At 32.6% G+C, this 16,067-nt stretch carries 18 protein-coding genes and 1 tRNA gene; 10 read left to right on the plus strand and 9 right to left on the minus strand.

Annotation, left to right across the window (positions count from 1 at the left end; translation table 11 throughout):
• Window positions 1-18 precede the first annotated feature (18 nt).
• The 3 genes from CVIC12175_RS01905 to CVIC12175_RS01915 are packed head-to-tail and all read left to right on the plus strand — an operon-like array spanning window position 19 to window position 2,084.
• Window positions 19-1,044, plus strand: coding sequence for a hypothetical protein (locus CVIC12175_RS01905; protein ID WP_180380653.1), 1,026 nt, complete (start codon window positions 19-21; stop codon window positions 1,042-1,044).
• On the plus strand, window positions 1,034-1,567 hold the full coding sequence (locus tag CVIC12175_RS01910) for a hypothetical protein (protein WP_086257367.1): 534 nt from the start codon (window positions 1,034-1,036) through the stop codon (window positions 1,565-1,567). The genes CVIC12175_RS01905 and CVIC12175_RS01910 overlap by 11 nt, the downstream gene beginning before the upstream one ends.
• Window positions 1,557-2,084, plus strand: a complete 528-nt coding sequence (locus CVIC12175_RS01915; RefSeq protein WP_086257368.1) for a hypothetical protein — start codon at window positions 1,557-1,559, stop codon at window positions 2,082-2,084. The genes CVIC12175_RS01910 and CVIC12175_RS01915 overlap by 11 nt, the downstream gene beginning before the upstream one ends.
• Here CVIC12175_RS01915 and tilS read toward each other — a convergent pair.
• From tilS to panC, 3 genes are read right to left on the minus strand one after another with little or no spacing between them, the layout of a single operon-like run.
• Window positions 2,056-3,054 (minus strand): tRNA lysidine(34) synthetase TilS, encoded by a 999-nt coding sequence (gene tilS / locus CVIC12175_RS01920; RefSeq protein ID WP_086257369.1) that lies wholly within the window; start codon window positions 3,052-3,054, stop codon window positions 2,056-2,058. The two genes, CVIC12175_RS01915 and tilS, sit on opposite strands and share 29 nt — an antisense overlap.
• Window positions 3,045-4,352, minus strand: a complete 1,308-nt coding sequence (rimO, locus tag CVIC12175_RS01925; RefSeq protein ID WP_086257370.1) for a 30S ribosomal protein S12 methylthiotransferase RimO — start codon at window positions 4,350-4,352, stop codon at window positions 3,045-3,047. The genes tilS and rimO overlap by 10 nt, the downstream gene beginning before the upstream one ends.
• Before the next feature lies 1 nt (window position 4,353).
• On the minus strand, window positions 4,354-5,175 hold the full coding sequence (panC, locus tag CVIC12175_RS01930) for a pantoate--beta-alanine ligase (protein WP_086257371.1): 822 nt from the start codon (window positions 5,173-5,175) through the stop codon (window positions 4,354-4,356).
• A gap of 125 nt (window positions 5,176-5,300) precedes the next feature.
• On the opposite strand from panC, the gene prfB reads away from it, so the two are divergent.
• The 3 genes from prfB to CVIC12175_RS01945 are packed head-to-tail and all read left to right on the plus strand — an operon-like array spanning window position 5,301 to window position 7,159.
• Window positions 5,301-6,401, plus strand: coding sequence for a peptide chain release factor 2 (gene prfB / locus CVIC12175_RS01935; protein WP_086257372.1), 1,101 nt, complete (start codon window positions 5,301-5,303; stop codon window positions 6,399-6,401).
• A gap of 9 nt (window positions 6,402-6,410) precedes the next feature.
• A complete protein-coding gene (locus tag CVIC12175_RS01940; protein ID WP_086257373.1) occupies window positions 6,411-6,737 on the plus strand; it encodes a type II secretion system protein in 327 nt (108 codons plus the stop codon).
• Complete coding sequence (locus CVIC12175_RS01945; RefSeq protein ID WP_086257374.1) at window positions 6,734-7,159, plus strand: SEL1-like repeat protein; 426 nt, start codon at window positions 6,734-6,736, stop codon at window positions 7,157-7,159. Before CVIC12175_RS01940 ends, CVIC12175_RS01945 begins: the two co-directional genes overlap by 4 nt.
• 35 nt (window positions 7,160-7,194) lie before the next feature.
• Here the strand turns inward: CVIC12175_RS01945 and CVIC12175_RS01950 are convergent, their stop codons facing one another.
• On the minus strand, window positions 7,195-7,818 hold the full coding sequence (locus CVIC12175_RS01950; RefSeq protein WP_086255845.1) for a hypothetical protein: 624 nt from the start codon (window positions 7,816-7,818) through the stop codon (window positions 7,195-7,197).
• A gap of 97 nt (window positions 7,819-7,915) precedes the next feature.
• Between CVIC12175_RS01950 and CVIC12175_RS01955 the strand changes: the two genes are divergently transcribed.
• Window positions 7,916-8,197 (plus strand): helix-turn-helix domain-containing protein, encoded by a 282-nt coding sequence (locus CVIC12175_RS01955; protein ID WP_086302526.1) that lies wholly within the window; start codon window positions 7,916-7,918, stop codon window positions 8,195-8,197.
• 124 nt (window positions 8,198-8,321) lie between these two features.
• Here CVIC12175_RS01955 and accA read toward each other — a convergent pair whose 3' ends face one another.
• The 5 genes from accA to gpmI are packed head-to-tail and all read right to left on the minus strand — an operon-like array spanning window position 8,322 to window position 13,020.
• The gene (gene accA / locus CVIC12175_RS01960; protein ID WP_086254176.1) at window positions 8,322-9,254 is read right to left on the minus strand and encodes an acetyl-CoA carboxylase carboxyl transferase subunit alpha; all 933 of its coding nucleotides are present in this window, start codon (window positions 9,252-9,254) and stop codon (window positions 8,322-8,324) included.
• Complete coding sequence (locus tag CVIC12175_RS01965; protein WP_086257376.1) at window positions 9,254-10,465, minus strand: beta-ketoacyl-ACP synthase II; 1,212 nt, start codon at window positions 10,463-10,465, stop codon at window positions 9,254-9,256. Before CVIC12175_RS01965 ends, accA begins: the two co-directional genes overlap by 1 nt.
• A gap of 46 nt (window positions 10,466-10,511) precedes the next feature.
• The gene (gene acpP, locus CVIC12175_RS01970; protein ID WP_086225098.1) at window positions 10,512-10,745 is read right to left on the minus strand and encodes an acyl carrier protein; all 234 of its coding nucleotides are present in this window, start codon (window positions 10,743-10,745) and stop codon (window positions 10,512-10,514) included.
• A gap of 57 nt (window positions 10,746-10,802) precedes the next feature.
• Window positions 10,803-11,546: a 3-oxoacyl-ACP reductase FabG gene (gene fabG / locus CVIC12175_RS01975; protein WP_086302524.1), complete on the minus strand. Its 744-nt coding sequence runs from the start codon at window positions 11,544-11,546 to the stop codon at window positions 10,803-10,805.
• A 10-nt stretch (window positions 11,547-11,556) separates the two neighbouring features.
• A complete protein-coding gene (gene gpmI / locus CVIC12175_RS01980; RefSeq protein WP_086302522.1) occupies window positions 11,557-13,020 on the minus strand; it encodes a 2,3-bisphosphoglycerate-independent phosphoglycerate mutase in 1,464 nt (487 codons plus the stop codon).
• Between the two features lie 176 nt (window positions 13,021-13,196).
• On the opposite strand from gpmI, the gene mraY reads away from it, so the two are divergent.
• The 3 genes from mraY to CVIC12175_RS01995 all read left to right on the plus strand — a co-directional run bounded on the left by mraY (window position 13,197) and on the right by CVIC12175_RS01995 (window position 15,617).
• Window positions 13,197-14,261 (plus strand): phospho-N-acetylmuramoyl-pentapeptide-transferase, encoded by a 1,065-nt coding sequence (gene mraY, locus CVIC12175_RS01985; RefSeq protein WP_086302520.1) that lies wholly within the window; start codon window positions 13,197-13,199, stop codon window positions 14,259-14,261.
• A gap of 4 nt (window positions 14,262-14,265) precedes the next feature.
• Complete coding sequence (murD, locus tag CVIC12175_RS01990; RefSeq protein WP_086302518.1) at window positions 14,266-15,468, plus strand: UDP-N-acetylmuramoyl-L-alanine--D-glutamate ligase; 1,203 nt, start codon at window positions 14,266-14,268, stop codon at window positions 15,466-15,468.
• Window positions 15,469-15,541: 73 nt separating this feature from the next.
• Window positions 15,542-15,617 (plus strand) — tRNA-Phe (locus CVIC12175_RS01995).
• Window positions 15,618-16,067: the final 450 nt, after the last annotated feature.

Here is a 16,067-nt window from a genome sequence, read left to right on the forward strand (position 1 = left end):
CAAAATTTAAGGTTTAATATGTCTGGTTTGATCTCTTGGATTCGTGGATTTTTGACTACTTTGTATGTTAGTATTGTGATCAAAGATAATCAATGCTATCTATTTTCACGCGCTATTAAAGGTGATAAGATTATAAATAGCAATGAAGCTATATTTGATATTACTAATGGGGTAATTGATTCTAAGCTTACAGATTATCTTAAAAAAAGAGCAAAAAAGTACCACTCTGTGTATTTTGCCGCTATGCTAAATAGCTCTAAACAATGGGCTTTGCCAGCAGTTAATGCTAGTGAATTTCAAAAATTTAATATAGAGTATAACCTAGTTGATAAGATTACAATAGATGACTGGAGTATAGTAGTACCAGATAGCGAATTAGCTAATTTCGAAGAGTCGCTAGGTGGGCTAAAACCAGATTTAATATATTCTCCGTTTGCTATTTTACACTCCCTTATAAAAGAATCTCCAAAAGATGGTAAAATTCTCTATTTATTAAATATGGATGATAGTAATACTATTATGATATTTGATGGAAACAAGATGAAATTTGGCGCTTATTTTGATACAAGAAAAGAGAGCGACGGATTTGATTATTATGATAAGGTATTTAGCAAAGAAGAGAGTGCAGATTTAGATAATATCATTGAAGAAGAACAAGATAGACTAAGTCAGCTTGATAATCTAGGAGATATTGGTTCATTTGAGGATTTTGATGAACAGAATTTAGATAAAGATGATTTTGAAGATATTCATCAAGAAGATATTGATGGAGTTAATAAAAATTTAGAAGATAGCGTAAGAGATATTGGTAAAGAGATTACGCTAATTAGCAATATCAAGCTAGCAATTAATGAGTATTATCAAAATGAAGTTTATGCTGGTGATTTCATCGAAGAAGTAGTGATCTTTGATGGGCTTAACTTGGATAATGAATTTTTGATAATGGCTGAAAATGAGTTAATGATTGAGAGTAAAGTTTATAAAAAAGATATCGATAAACTGCTAAATAATATGATGATTAAAGAGATTTGCAATGAGTTATAGTTTTATTAAGCCAAAAATCAAGCCTTTATTTTCTATTTTTACTAAGATTTGGCTATGGGCGATGATTATACTTAGTATTTTATCTATTTTTTGGGCGATATTTTTAGGTGTAAAAATTTATATTGTAAATTCAAATTCTCAAGATTTACAAGCTCAATATGATGAAAAATTGAAAGCCATTGATAGTATAAAAGAGCAGACTAAAATAACTTTAATAAAAAGAGATATGACACTAGATATATATAATAAAAATGCAATTTTAAATAAGAGTTTGATGAATTTATTTAATCTTGTGCCTGATGGAGTAACGCTAAATAGTGTATATTTGGATAATGAACTGCTTAAAATAAAAGGAGTAACGCCTACAAAAGATCATTTTAAATTATTATTTGAAGCGCCTTTAAAGTCTATATTTGCAGTATCTAATACAACATTTTATCAACTACCAAATGGATGGTATAATTTTGTAAGCATTAATAAAATAGACGCTACACAGATGGAGAATTTGACTGATGAGAATTGATAGAAGTCTAGAGAGTATTGATCTTACTAAGTTAGCTATTTTTAGTCTAATTTTTGTGGCATTTGCACTTGTTATTAGTTTTGCTGTTATTATACCAATTATTGATAAGCATAAAGTAGCTATAGAGATAAATAGTAAAAAAGAGATAAATTTAGCTAAAATAAATCAACTCTATAATGAAAATTTATCTATATATGAGAATTTGAATTTACAAAATACAAGAGCTTTAAATGCACTAAAAAATGGCTTTAATGAGATGAAATTTATTAGTGTTGCTGGAAAGTATTTTAATAATTTATATCTCTCAAGAGCTAAAGCTATCGATACTGATCCTAGATATATGATTAGCGAGGCTAGTCTAAGTGCTACAATGAAAAGTCCTCAAAATCTATATGATTTTATTGCTGATATGAATACATATGATAACCTTATAAAGGTGGATTTTCCTATCCAAATGGAGTCAAAAGGTGATTATATAGAGACGAGCTTTACTGTAAAAATTTATCAAGAGCGTTAAGCTGATTGAGATTCATCGCAAGATATGGGCGAAGCAAAATAGGAACCTTTAATATTCTAAATTTCTCTTTTATTTTCTTATCCATTATAGTTTTAATATATGGAGCGATGAAGTAGTAGTTTTGATTTGAAGTTATAGCAACCTTGTGTGAGACCACACAATCACTTTGAGTGCAAAGCTGTCTTGTTTTTTGGCTCATTAATACACCTAATCTTTTGCAAGCTTGATCGATTAAATTTATTGAATTTGGTGATTTTGCTACTACAAAAATATTGCCATTATCATACTCAAATTCCCCTAGTAATAGCCTTGCATCATTTCGCAAAAGTTCAAAGCTTTTTTTAATACCACTAGAAAACTGCCTCATAAACTCATCACTAAATTCAGCTCTAATTTTATTGCGAGCAAATTTAAGATTTTGATTTGATGAGTCAATGAAGTATTTGATATTTTCAGAGTGTAAAAACTCTAAAATCTCATTACGACTCACTCCTAAAAGCGGACGCACTATATCTATATCTTTACTTATATTTTGAAATTCAACTTTTTTTTTACTATGAGGCATCATTCCAGCTAATCCCACAGTACCGCTACCTTTGCTTAATTGCATTAATAACCACTCTAAGGCATCATTTAACTGATGAGCCAATATCAAAGTATCATAGTCAAACTCACACATAGTGCGAGCAAAAAAATCATATCTAATATCTCTTGCAGTTTTTTCAAAATTTGAGTTTGTAAGATTTAAATTTGCTCTATAAATAAATAGCTTTTTATCGAATTTATCACATAATTTTTTTGCGCTTAGTTCTTCATCTAGGCTGCTAGGGCGAGTTTGGTAATTAACCATTGCGCAATCAAATTCCACTCCAGCACTCTTTAAAAGATAAAAAAGTGCCGTACTATCAACGCCATAAGAGAATGCTAGTAGAGACTTTTTATCTTTTAAATATTGAAGTTCTAATCGCAAATAATCTGCCCAATTAATTTATCTTTGACATACTCTGTGATTTGGCAATCATAAATTTGCCCAACTTTAGGAGCTTGAATTTGGCTATCATTGATTAAGATCTCGCCATCAATATCTCTATCCCAAATTAACGCCTTAGCACCATAAAACATATCGCCCTCGCTACTTGTGCCATTAATTTGTACTTTGATAGTATTTCCAACTAAGCTTTTAAAGCTCTCATCAATGCTATATTTTATAATCTTTTCAATCTTATTTAATCTTTGAGTGATGATTTTTGGCTCTACTTGTTCCATTTCATAGGCTAGGGTATCTTCTTCTTTAGAGTAGGCAAATGCACTGATTCTATCAAATTTAAATTTGTTTAAAAACTCACAAAGCTCATCAAAATAGCTATCTTTTTCTCCTGGATGGCCTATTATTATTCCAGTACGCAAAAAGCTATTAGGTGCTTCTCTCATCATTGTCAAAAGCTCAATTATCTTATCTTTATTAGCGCCACGACGCATTATCTTTAGCATCTCATCATTTATATGCTGTATAGGCATATCAAAGTAATTTACAAATACTTTAGAGTCAATAATTTTTTGAATTAGTTTTGCGTTAGTAGTTGTAGGATATAGATATAAAATTCTAGCTGCATTTACCCCTTCTATCTTTTCAACCTCATCTATAAGAGCAATAAGCCCTTCATTTTCTCCATGATCACGCAAAAATGAGCTGATATCTTGTGCGATAAAGCTAAAATCGCTATATCCTCTACTAACTAGCTCTTTTATCTCATCAACAATACTTGAAATTTCTCTACTTTTTAGCTTTCCTTTAAAGCTAGGAATTGCACAAAAGCTACATTTTTGATTACAACCTTCAGAGATTTTGATATATGCGTGATAGCTTGAACCAGTAATTACTCTTTTAGTATTGGCTGCTTGCAAGTATGTTTCTGGGCTAAATAGATTTTGTTTTTTAAGGATTATCTCATCTATTTTAGCATAATCTCCAACGCCAGTAAATATATCTACCTCTGGCAACTCACGCATAAGCTCATCTTTGTATCTTTGCATTAAGCAGCCAGTAACTACTAAAACTGAATTTGGTTTTTTATAGCTTGCTAGCTCTAAAATTGTACTTATGCTTTCGCTTTTAGCATCTTCTATAAAGCCACAGGTATTTACTATCATTACATCAGCTAAGCTAGGATCATCTACTAAATCATACGCACTTAGCCTTCCAAGCATAATCTCGCTATCAACTAGATTTTTATTACATCCAAGTGAAACTAAATATAAATTTGCCATATTACACCCACAAATTATCAATTAAGCGCGTATTGCCTACATATACGGCAATTAAAATAATGGTATTACCAAGCTCAATGCTATCAATTGGTTTTAAACTCTTATCTACAATTGCTATATAATCAACTTTTAAAGGCTCTAGACAGCTATTCATTGCATCTTTTATCTCAAGAGAGTTTAATTTATTGGCTTTAATTAAATTGCTAGCTTTCATTAAAGATCTTGAGAGTTTTAATGCCTGAGCTAATTCATCATCATTTAAATATGAGTTGCGACTCGAAAGTGCTAAGCCATCGCTAGAGCGAACTATATCAACAGGAACTATATTAATTGGCATAAATAGCGATTTTACCATATGCTGTACTATTAAAAGCTGTTGAGCGTCCTTTTTGCCAAAGTATGCGTTTGTAGGATTTATGATATTAAAAAATTTAGTCAATACTGTACAAACACCATCAAAATGTCCAGGCCTTGTAGCGCCTTCGAGTGTGCTAGATAGCTCTTTTGGTGCTAAGATTTTTGGCTCTATTTGGCTATAAATTTCATTAGCATCAGGCATAAATATCGCATCTACTCCACATAATTCACATATTTTAATATCAGCCTCAGGTGTTCTAGGATATCTATCTAAATCCTCACCGGCTAAAAATTGTGTTGGATTGACAAAAATGCTTACTATAGTATGATCATTTTGTGATACAGAGCTTTTTAATAGCTGAGCATGGCCGGCGTGCAAAGCACCCATTGTTGGCACAAAGCCTACATTTCCACTGCAAGTAGCACGGAATTGACGCACTTCTTGTACTGTTTTTAATATCTGCATAAGACTCTCTTTTGAAATTTTTAATCTATAATTTTAGCATAAATTTCTAAAAATTTTTCCTTTAAATAATTAAATTTTAACCATATTTTAGATAAAATTTCGCCAAAAATTTAAAAGGTAAAACTTTGGATAACTATGAGTATAACGAACTTTTAAAGGGTTTAAAGATCAAGGTAGATAATATTGCTAAGGTTGTAAATCCCTCTTTAATACAATCAAGACTTAAAGAGATTGAAGCTTTAGAACAAGATCCTAGCTTTTGGAGTGATGTACAAATGGCTGGGCAAATAGGCAAAGAAAAGACCAAATTAAACTCTATGCTAGCTAAATTTCAAAATGCTAAAAACTCATTAAATGATGCTATAGAATTATTTGATTTAGCAAATTCAGAAAATGATTTAGATACTATAAATTCACTATTTGAGGACTCTGTTAAGTTAGAAGAGACTATTACAAATTTAGAAGTTGCCATGATGCTAAGCAGCGAAGATGATAGCAAAAATGCTATTGTAAGTATTCATCCAGGAGCTGGCGGAACTGAGAGTAATGACTGGGCTAGTATGCTATATAGGATGTATTTAAGATTTTGCGAAAGAGAAGGCTTTAAGGTTGAGACTTTAGACTTTCAAGAGGGCGATGAGGCTGGATTAAAAGATGTTAGCTTTATTGTAAAAGGTGAAAATGCTTATGGCTATTTAAAGGCTGAAAATGGAATTCATCGCCTAGTAAGAACCAGCCCATTTGATAGTGCTGGTAGGCGTCATACGAGCTTTTCAAGTGTAATGGTAAGTCCTGAGATTGATGATGATATCGAGATTGATATCGATGAAAAAGATATAAGATATGATTATTATAGAGCCAGTGGAGCAGGTGGCCAACATGTTAATAAAACTGAATCAGCCGTACGCATAACCCACCATCCAACTGGAATTGTAGTTCAATGTCAAAATGATAGAAGTCAGCATAAAAACAAAGCTACAGCTCTAAAAATGCTAAAATCAAGGCTATATGAGCTAGAGTTAGAAAAGCAAAGAGCAGCTAGCCAATCAGTAGAAAAAAGCGAAATGAGCTGGGGTCATCAAATTCGCTCATATGTTTTATTTCCATACAAACAGGTAAAAGACAATAGAAGCAATATCGCCTACTCGCAAGCTGATGCAGTTTTAGATGGCGATATCAAAAAGATAATAGAAGCTGTATTAATTAGTCAAAAATCAAGTAATTAAAGGGAGATAATGAGTTTAGAACTAGTGCTAACTGGACTTGGATATAATGTAAATGATGCGCTTTTAGAGCAGGTAAAAAGAGTTTTATCAGCATCTGATTTTGATGAAAAAGAGATTGAGCATATTATAAATTTACATGAAAAAATAAAACATAGCGATGGGTTTGTCGCTCTATCTAATAGTGAAGATAAATTTAAAATCAAATGTGAAAGCACTATTCCAGAAATTATTGATGAATTTAATGAGATTGTGCAATCATGGGCTAATAAGTATAAAATCGTAATAGAAAAATTAGCTGGTAAACAGACCTATTATATATTAAGGAGAGAGGATTGAGACAGGTTATAGTAGCAGTTTTAGCTGGGTTTATTCTGGCTGGTTGTGTGCAAAAATTCCCTGGGCCAATTACTGTTAAACCTGAGCCAATCAACACTAGCGAACAAGAGGTTAAAGCTAAGATTGATAATTTTTATAGTGAATGCTCAAAGCTAAAAGATGCCTTTAAATGCAAAAGATTAGCTGATGATATTTATAAAAGTGGAGATTTTAGAAGCGCAGCAATCGCTTATGATATGATATGTAGTGGTTTTCAATATATTCCAGCTTGTAAGCAGCTTGCTGATATGTTTGCTCATGGCGATGGTATGCCAAAAGATATTGACACTGCTGTAACAATCTATCAAATTGCTTGTAATAATGGTGATAATAACTCTTGTGATTTAGCTAGAAATTTAAGAGTACAAAACTCTAAAAAATAATTATAACCAAAGAGATTTTCTCTTTGGTTATTTAATTAAAATTTATAGTTATAGCCTAAATAAGCGCCATAATCCATTCTATTTTTATAGCCTTCCAAACCTGTAGATGTGTAGTCGCTTTTTAAACCAAATTCAATCTCATTGCTATCATTGATCGCATAAATACCACCAAGCTTCAATCCAAAAATACCACCTGTTTTAGTATCACCTACTTTTTCTGTTGAGCCATTATTGGCTGTATCAATACTTTCTCCTTTTGTTATAGCTACACCAGCGTAAGCTCCAATTAAAGCTTTAAAACTATCATTAATCGATGGAGTGTATCCTGCTCCTAAGATGATGTTATGTGATTGGAATTTTATTTCATTGTTGCTATAGTTTGAATCATTTACGCCAGATTTATCGCTAGACTCCATTTTATAGCTGTATCCAGTCCAAACTCTATAGATGTCAAAATCTTTACCAAATTTAAGACTTAATTCTCCAATTACATCTGATGGATCATCAGTTCTCCAGCCATCTGATGCATCAATATTAGTTGATAAAATCGCTCCTTCAACACCTATATAAGTATTATCTAAAAAATTAGCTTGAGCTACCGAGCTTAAAAGTGCAGTAGCAACCAAAGTTTTAAAACCAAATTTAGCTATGTTTGCCATAGTAATCCTTTTTACTAATTTACCTTATTATAATAAGTTGAATGAGAATTATACATTTAAGTATTATTAAAAACAACTTATTATGATAAGGTGTTTTATGCTTAGTGAGGAACAAATTTTAGAAGCTTATAAGAGAATAGGTAAAAATATAGCAAAAGCAAGAAAAGAGCGCAAAATTTCACAATTAGCTTTATCTTTAGAGATAGGATATAAATCTGTTAGTCTGGTTAGTTTTGCTGAAATTTGCCTAAATGGGGCACATTTTAATATTACTCATTTATTTCAAATATCTATAATTTTAAATGTGCCATTAATAGAGCTTTTAGATGGTGTTCAAGATATAATTGATATGGGCAAGATAGAGCAATTATCTAATTAAGTTAAATTTGGATTAAAAGGATTAAGGATATTTTAGGCCTATTGATAAGCTAATTTATAGAATTAAATGAGTAAAATAGATTAAAATTCAGCCAAGTTATACTAAAACCTGGCTAAATAGTCAATTATTCATAAGCTCCAATGGAGAGTATTTTTTCCATTCTAGCACTTACTACTTCATCAATTGATAACCTCTCAAGCTCTTCTAGCTGAGTTCTAATATATTCACCAACAGCAGCTATAGCGCCATCTCTATCTCTATGCGCTCCCATAACTGGCTCATCAATAACATCATCGATTAAATTTAGCTCTTTTAAATCATCAGCTGTGATTTTCATAGCTTTTGTAGCAGCTTCGCTTTTGCTAGGATCATTCCATAAAATTGCCGCACACCCTTCTGGAGAGATAACAGAAAATACAGAGTTTCTCATCATCGCTAGTCTATCAGCTACGCCAATAGCTAAAGCACCGCCACTTCCACCTTCGCCAATTACTATAGCAATAGTGCGAGTCTTAAGCTCACTAAGTTCAAATAGGTTTCTAGCAATTGCTTCGCTTTGGCCGCGCTCTTCAGCGCCTACACCTGGATATGCTCCTGGAGTATCGATGAAAAATATAACTGGAATTTCAAATTTTTCAGCTAGTCTAGCTACACGAAGAGCTTTTCTATACCCTTCAGGATGAGGCATACCAAAGTTTCTCATAATTTTATATTTGGTTCCACGACCTTTTTGTTCTGCGATTACTATAACCTTTTTATTGCCTATGTATCCACTATAACAAACAATAGATGGATCATCTGCATAGGCTCTATCGCCATGAATTTCATAGCTATCAGTTAGTAACGCTCTTATGTAATCAAGTGCATAAGGACGATCTGGGTGTCTAGCTAGATTTAGGCGTTGAAATTCATTTAAATTTTTATATGTTTTTGCTATCTCTTTTTCTAAATTTCTGCTTAGGATCTCAATAGCATGTTCATCGCCTTTAATCTTAGCATTGGCTATATCTTCATCAATTTGTTGAATGCCTTTTTCAAAATCAAGATAGCTAGCCATTATTTTAGCCTTTTAAATATTACTGAACCATTTGTACCGCCAAAGCCAAATGAGTTGCTCATTACAGCATTTAGTTCGCAATTTCTAGCACTATTTGGAGTGTAGTCTAGATCGCATTCAGGTGCTCTGTCTGTTTGATTAATTGTTGGTGGGATAATGCCTTGATCCATTGCCATAATAGCTATAACTGCCTCAATCGCACCAGCTGCACCAAGACAATGACCCGTTTGACCTTTTGTAGAGCTAATTGCTGGAATATTATCTTTAAATACTGCTTTTATAGCTGCAGTTTCATTAGCATCGTTTGCTGATGTTGATGTTCCATGAGCGTTGATGTAGTCAATTTTGATATTACTGGCCATCGCTAAAGCTTTACTCATAGCTCTTTGTGGGCCATCTTGACTTGGGCTTGTGATATGATGAGCATCACCGCTCTCTCCAAATCCTGCTACTTCAGCATAGATTTTTGCACCTCTAGCTATTGCGCTTTCATACTCTTCTAGTACTAATGCACCAGCACCTTCTCCCATTACAAAGCCATCTCTGTTTGCATCAAATGGTCTTGATGCAGCCGCTGGATCATCGTTTCTTGTAGATAGTGCTTTCATCGCAGCAAATCCGCCGATTCCTACAGGGCAGATTGCAGATTCAGCACCAATTACTAGCATAGCCTTTGTCTCGCCTATCATTATGCTCTTAGCTGCTTCGCATATAGCGTGAGTAGATGCAGCACATGCTGTTACGCTTGATAAGTTTGGACCTTTTAGATTGTGAGCTATGCTTACTAATCCACCTAGCATATTTACAAGTGCAGAAGGGATAAAAAATGGAGATATTTTTTTAGGGCCTTTTTCTAAGCATATATTGGAGTTTTTCTCTATATTAGGTAAGCCACCAATACCAGCTGCTGAGCTAACGCCAAATTCATTTGGATCAAATTCAGTAAAATTTGCATCTTTTATTGCATCATTGGCAGCTTTTAAGCCTAAATGTATAAATCTATCTGCCTTTTTTATCTCTTTTGCTTCCATTACAGTAGCTGGATCAAAATCATCTATTTGAGCTGCTATTTGTACGGGAAAATCAGTAGCATCAAATAGGGTTATCTTTTTTACTCCTGTTTTGCCATCGCAAATATTTTTAAAAGATATATCTTTATCAAGACCTAGTGCATTTATCATGCCTAAACCAGTTACTACCACTCTTTTCAATGCTACTTCTCCTAAAATTTAAATTTCAATCATTTATTATGATCAATTATTTTTTTAAACCTTCAACATAATTTACAACATCAGCAATGCTAATTAATTTTTCAGCTTCGCTATCTGGAATTTCAACATCAAATTTCTCTTCTAAAGCCATAACAAGCTCAACAACATCTAGTGAATCAGCACCTAGATCTTCGATGATTTTTGACTCCATTTTTACTGCATCAGCTGCAACGCTTAGTTGTTCTACTACAACATCTCTAACTTCGTCAAATATTGCCATAATTTTCTCCTAAAATAAAAATGAGTGTAATCTTACTATAATTTGCCTTAAAGTTTGCTACATATATAAGCCGCCATTGATTTTAAGTGTATCTCCAGTGATGTAACTTGAGTAATCGCTTAATAAAAATGCTATTGCAGTAGCTACTTCTTTAGCCTCACCAAATCTTTTTAATGGAATATTTGCTGAGTAGTTTGCCTTAATTTCATCGCTTAAAGCATCAGTCATATCAGTGGCTATAAAACCTGGAGTTGCACTATTAAAGCGTACATTTCTACTAGCTCCTTCTTTGGCAAAGCTTTTACTCATTGCTATCATTCCGCCTTTGCTTGCTGAGTAGTTTGTTTGGCCTGCATTTCCCATTTCGCCAACTATTGAAGCTACATTGACAACTGAACCAAAGCGTTTTTTACTCATTACTTTAAGCGCTTCTTTGCAGCCTATAAATGCACTTTTTAAATTTGCATCAATAACGCTATTAAAATCATCTACGCTCATTCTTAAAGCTAGTTTATCATTTGTAATTCCTGCATTATTTACTAGATAGCTTAACTCTCCATCGCTTTGAATAATTAGATTTATAGCTGCTATAAAATCCTCTTCATTTGTCGCATCAAATTTAACAACAGCGGCACTTCCGCCGTCTGCTTCTATTTGAGCTTTTAAATCATCTGCAAGCTTAGGATTTGATCTATAATTTATCCAAACTTTAAGTCCAAAACTAGCCAAAACTTTACAAATTTCAGCACCGATTCCACGGCTTCCGCCAGTAACTAAAACATTTTTTCCGCTAAATTTCATTTATTATCCTTTAAAATAGTGGTTTATCCATAACTTCTGGAATTTTTAAATCCATTAATTTTAGTATTGTTGGAGCTACATTGCTTAGCCCGCCATATTCTATAGTATCTATGCCATCAGCAATTAAGTAGCTAAATACATCAAATGTTGTGTGATTAGTTAGTAGTTCGCCATCGCTACTTTGCATTGCTTCGCAGTTTCCATGATCGCTAATTTGCATATATGAGTAGCCATACTCTTTGGCTTTTGCAATTATCTTGCCTAAGCACTCATCAACTGCTTCAACTGCTTTTATAGCTGCTTCATAATTACCAGTATGGCCAACCATATCGCCATTTGCATAATTTACTACTATAAATTCAATCCCATTTTCTATGCCTTTTATCACCGCATCAGTTACTTCATATGCACTCATAGCTGGCTGTTCATCATATGTTTTAACTTTTGGACTTGGTATTAATACTCTTGTTTCATTTTCTACAAGATCCTCTTTACCACCATTAAAAAAGAATGTTACATGAGCATATTTTTCGGTTTCGGCAGTGTGGAGTTGTCTTAATCCATTTTTTGCTATAACATCAGCTAATGTATCTTTAATATCATCATTTTTAAACATTATAGGAAAGCTAAATTTATCATCATAGCTTGTCATTGTAATTAAATTCTTGCAGTAAGTTTGACGATTAAACTCAGCAAAATCATCACTAGCCAAAGCAGCGCAAATTTGCCTTGCTCTATCGTTTCTAAAGTTGATAAAGATTATTCCATCATCTTTTTTAATTCCACCAAAATCTATAAAACTAGCTGGTTCTATAAACTCATCAAATATCTCTTTTTGATATGAATTTTCCATATATTGGACTGGAGTTATTGTTTGTAAATTTTCATTTTGAGCTATTATTTTATAAGCAGTTTCTACTCTATCCCATCTTTTATCTCTATCCATAGCGTAAAATCTACCGCTGATTGAGGCAACTGTGAATTTATTTTGAAGAGATTTTATGAAATTTATTCCAGTTTTTGGATTGACATCACGGCCATCAGTGATAGGGTGAGCATAAACATCTTTTTTATTTGCGATACAAATTTGGCATATAGCATCAAAATGATTTATATGTGAATGTACGCCACCATCACTATAAAGGCCAATAACATGAACTCTATTTACTTTATTTAGTAGCTCTTTTAATTCTGGATTATCTTTTAATTTATCTGATTCTATTGCTTTGTCAATCTTAACTAAATTTTGATATAGGATTCTTCCGCTGCCAATAGTCATATGGCCAACTTCGCTATTGCCCATCTGTCCATCAGGCAAGCCCACAGCTAGACCGCTAGTTTTTAATAAATTTTTAGCAGCATTAGCTTCAAGCCACTCATATGTTGGCTTTTTAGCAGCATTAAATGCATTAAATTCACTGCTTGGATTATATCCGATTCCATCAGTGATTACTAATATAGATTTTTTGCTCATTTGGCTTAGTCCTTATATAATTTTAAGCATATATTCTAGATTTTAAGTGCAATTTTAACAACAATTTATAAATAATTATAATTTTTTTAAATTTTTTAACTAGATTTATCCAAATGTTATCAAAAAATTTATATAATTTTGTCTTAAATTTTTTAGTTATCGTCTTAGGATTTTTGGTGTTTTATTATATTTATGAACTTTTTGAATTTAATTTTTTTAGTTATATTAGCGTTCGTGCTGGGATTAGCTTTTTTTTAGCTTTTGTTTTGACTCTATTTTTTATGCCTAAATTTATAGCTTGGGCAAGAGTTAAAAATGCTAATCAGCCTATATATGAGCTAGCTCCACAATCTCATCAACAAAAAGGTAAAACTCCGACAATGGGCGGTGTTGTTTTTGTTATTTGTGCTGTAGTGGCTACACTTTTTAGTGCAAATTTAAGCAATGCTTTTGTGCTTATTGGGCTTTTTGTTTTGAGTGGATTTTGTCTGCTTGGTTTTTATGATGATTATAGCAAGATAGTTGGTCGCCAAAATCACGCTGGTTTGCACGCTAGGGTTAAATTTGCTTTTCAAATTGGGCTTGGTGTGATAGCTGCTGTGCTTTTATATTTTTTTAGCGGACTTGATTCTTTATTTTATTTTCCATTTTATAAGCATGCGATTTTAGATATATCTATTTTTGCAATGTTATTTTGGGTTTTGGTATTTACTTCGGCATCTAATGCGGTAAATTTAACAGATGGATTAGATGGACTTGCTAGTGTACCTTCGATTTTTGGATTAGTTAGTCTTGGGATATTTGCTTATTTGATGGGAAATGCAGTTTATAGCTCTTATTTATTGCTACCTAAGGTGGTAAATTTAGGCGAAGTTGTGATCTTAGTTACTGCTGTTATTGGAGCACTTTTTGGATTTTTGTGGTTTAATTGCTATCCGGCTGAAGTTTTTATGGGTGATAGCGGAAGTCTTAGCGTTGGTGCTTTTATAGGATATATGGGAATTGTAACAAAAAATGAGTTACTACTCATTATAATCGGGTTTGTATTTGTGGTTGAGACGCTCTCTGTAATTTTACAAGTTGGTAGCTTTAAGATTAGAAAAAAAAGAGTATTTTTAATGGCGCCTTTACATCATCATTTTGAGATGAAAGGCTGGAGTGAAAATAAGATTATTGTAAGATTTTGGATGATAGCTTTGGTGGCAAATTTAATTGCTTTGATAGCTTTAAAATTAAGGTAAAAATATGGTAAAATCTCTATTTGGATATGCTAAAACCACAGAATCTATAGCTAAAAGTGGTGGCTGGAATATTTATGATGATAAATTTAAAATAGCAAGCAGTGATGAGTATGGAAATGCTCTATTGCCTGTGGATAAATTTGATCCAAATATTAGCGAATTAGAGATCCCAAGTCCAGGATTTCCGCCATCTCACCAACTAATAAAAAATGCTAAAAATTTGATTAGCGAGTATGATTATTTTAGAAATTATACTCCAAAAAGTATTTGGATTAGTGGAACAAATGGTAAAACCACAACAACTAAAATGACTGAGCATTTATTAAAAGATCGTGGTGCTATAATGGGTGGCAATGTGGGTATTCCGCTTGGTGAGTTAGTAGGTAAAGGGGCTAAAATTTGGATTTTAGAGACTAGCTCTTTTACTATGCATTATACGAAATTTGCAACACCTGATATATATGCGTTACTGCCTATTAGCGATGATCATATAAGCTGGCATGGAAGTGCTAAAGAGTATATAAATGCTAAGTTAAAGCCACTATCAATGATGAAAGAAGGCAGTGTAGCAATTATTCCTAAAGAGTATGAAAAATCAGTAAAATCATATGCTAAGATAATATCTTATGATGATGAGATTGATCTGGCTAATAAATTTAGTATAGATATTGGTAGGATTGATTTTAGGGTTCCATTTTTGATGGATGCGATTATGGCGCTTTGTATTGAGAGTATAATATTTAGTCGTTGTAGCATTGATCTGCTTAATAAATTTATCATTGAGCCTCACAAGCTTGAAGAGTTAAAGGACGCCAAAGGTAGATTATGGGTCAATGATACTAAAGCTACAAATATAGACGCAAGCCTTCAAGCCTTAGCCAGATATGAGGGGTCTAAGATTCATATTATATTAGGTGGTGATGATAAGGGCGTGAGTATAGAAAAAGTAGTCGCTACAGCTGCTAAGCAAGGCGCTACAATCTATGCTATTGGCTCAAATTGTGATGATATAGAAAAGATGAGTGATAAATTTGGTGCTAAAGTATTTAATGCTAAAGAGCTTTATAATGCTGTAAATTTGATAGATAAAGAGATGAATATAGACGATGTTGCTTTGCTTAGTCCAGCGTGTGCTAGTTTAGATCAGTTTAGTTCATATGCACATCGTGGAGATAAATTTAAAGAATTTATAGCAAAAATTATATAAAATCTCAAATTTGAGTTAAATTTTATATATATTTAAGTTTAAAATATGTATAATTACAACTCATTTTTAAGGTGGTTGGATAGCTCAGTCGGTAGAGCAGCAGACTGAAAATCTGCGTGTCGGCAGTTCGATTCTGCCTCTAACCACCATCTTCTTTTTGATTTTCTTGTGGCTTTAAATAATCTTATTCATTTACCTAATTATAAATTATTTTTATTTATTTTTATATCTTTTTAAGATAACATATACAGTCTTATGGTTGATTTTAAACATACTTAATTAATAGCAATATTCAACATATCCAATTCTTGGAACAATGGTCAAAGCTTTAGCCAGTCCCTAGCTGGTTATAATGGAGATGTAAATAAACTATTTGGGGGTAATGCTTATACACCTGAGTTTGATTATACATTTAAAAATGGTACTAACTCTTTAGCAACAACAGCTAAAGCTAATACTACAATACCTACAGCTACTGAGATGAATAGAGCTAAGCAGGTACAAAACAGACCTACTACAACAACTCCAGTAAATAATGTGAGTAAAGCAGCATAGTGTTGTCTCCTTAAATTAAGGGAGATTAAATTTGAATTTAAATA

The organism is Campylobacter vicugnae (genome assembly GCF_002139875.1).
Classification (GTDB): domain Bacteria; phylum Campylobacterota; class Campylobacteria; order Campylobacterales; family Campylobacteraceae; genus Campylobacter; species Campylobacter vicugnae.

Bases quoted from the DNA above. Each gene is read 5' to 3' on its own strand.
- panC (WP_086257371.1), bottom strand. From the start codon at position 5,175: ATGCAGATATTAAAAACAGTACAAGAAGTGCGTCAATTCCGTGCTACT.
- CVIC12175_RS01940 (WP_086257373.1), top strand. From the start codon at position 6,411: ATGAGTTTAGAACTAGTGCTAACTGGACTTGGATATAATGTAAATGAT.
- CVIC12175_RS01915 (WP_086257368.1), top strand. From the start codon at position 1,557: ATGAGAATTGATAGAAGTCTAGAGAGTATTGATCTTACTAAGTTAGCT.
- fabG (WP_086302524.1), bottom strand. From the start codon at position 11,546: ATGAAATTTAGCGGAAAAAATGTTTTAGTTACTGGCGGAAGCCGTGGA.
- accA (WP_086254176.1), bottom strand. From the start codon at position 9,254: ATGGCTAGCTATCTTGATTTTGAAAAAGGCATTCAACAAATTGATGAA.
- murD (WP_086302518.1), top strand. From the start codon at position 14,266: ATGGTAAAATCTCTATTTGGATATGCTAAAACCACAGAATCTATAGCT.
- acpP (WP_086225098.1), bottom strand. From the start codon at position 10,745: ATGGCAATATTTGACGAAGTTAGAGATGTTGTAGTAGAACAACTAAGC.
- CVIC12175_RS01955 (WP_086302526.1), top strand. From the start codon at position 7,916: ATGCTTAGTGAGGAACAAATTTTAGAAGCTTATAAGAGAATAGGTAAA.
- rimO (WP_086257370.1), bottom strand. From the start codon at position 4,352: ATGGCAAATTTATATTTAGTTTCACTTGGATGTAATAAAAATCTAGTT.
- CVIC12175_RS01950 (WP_086255845.1), bottom strand. From the start codon at position 7,818: ATGGCAAACATAGCTAAATTTGGTTTTAAAACTTTGGTTGCTACTGCA.
- gpmI (WP_086302522.1), bottom strand. From the start codon at position 13,020: ATGAGCAAAAAATCTATATTAGTAATCACTGATGGAATCGGATATAAT.
- CVIC12175_RS01905 (WP_180380653.1), top strand. From the start codon at position 19: ATGTCTGGTTTGATCTCTTGGATTCGTGGATTTTTGACTACTTTGTAT.
- CVIC12175_RS01910 (WP_086257367.1), top strand. From the start codon at position 1,034: ATGAGTTATAGTTTTATTAAGCCAAAAATCAAGCCTTTATTTTCTATT.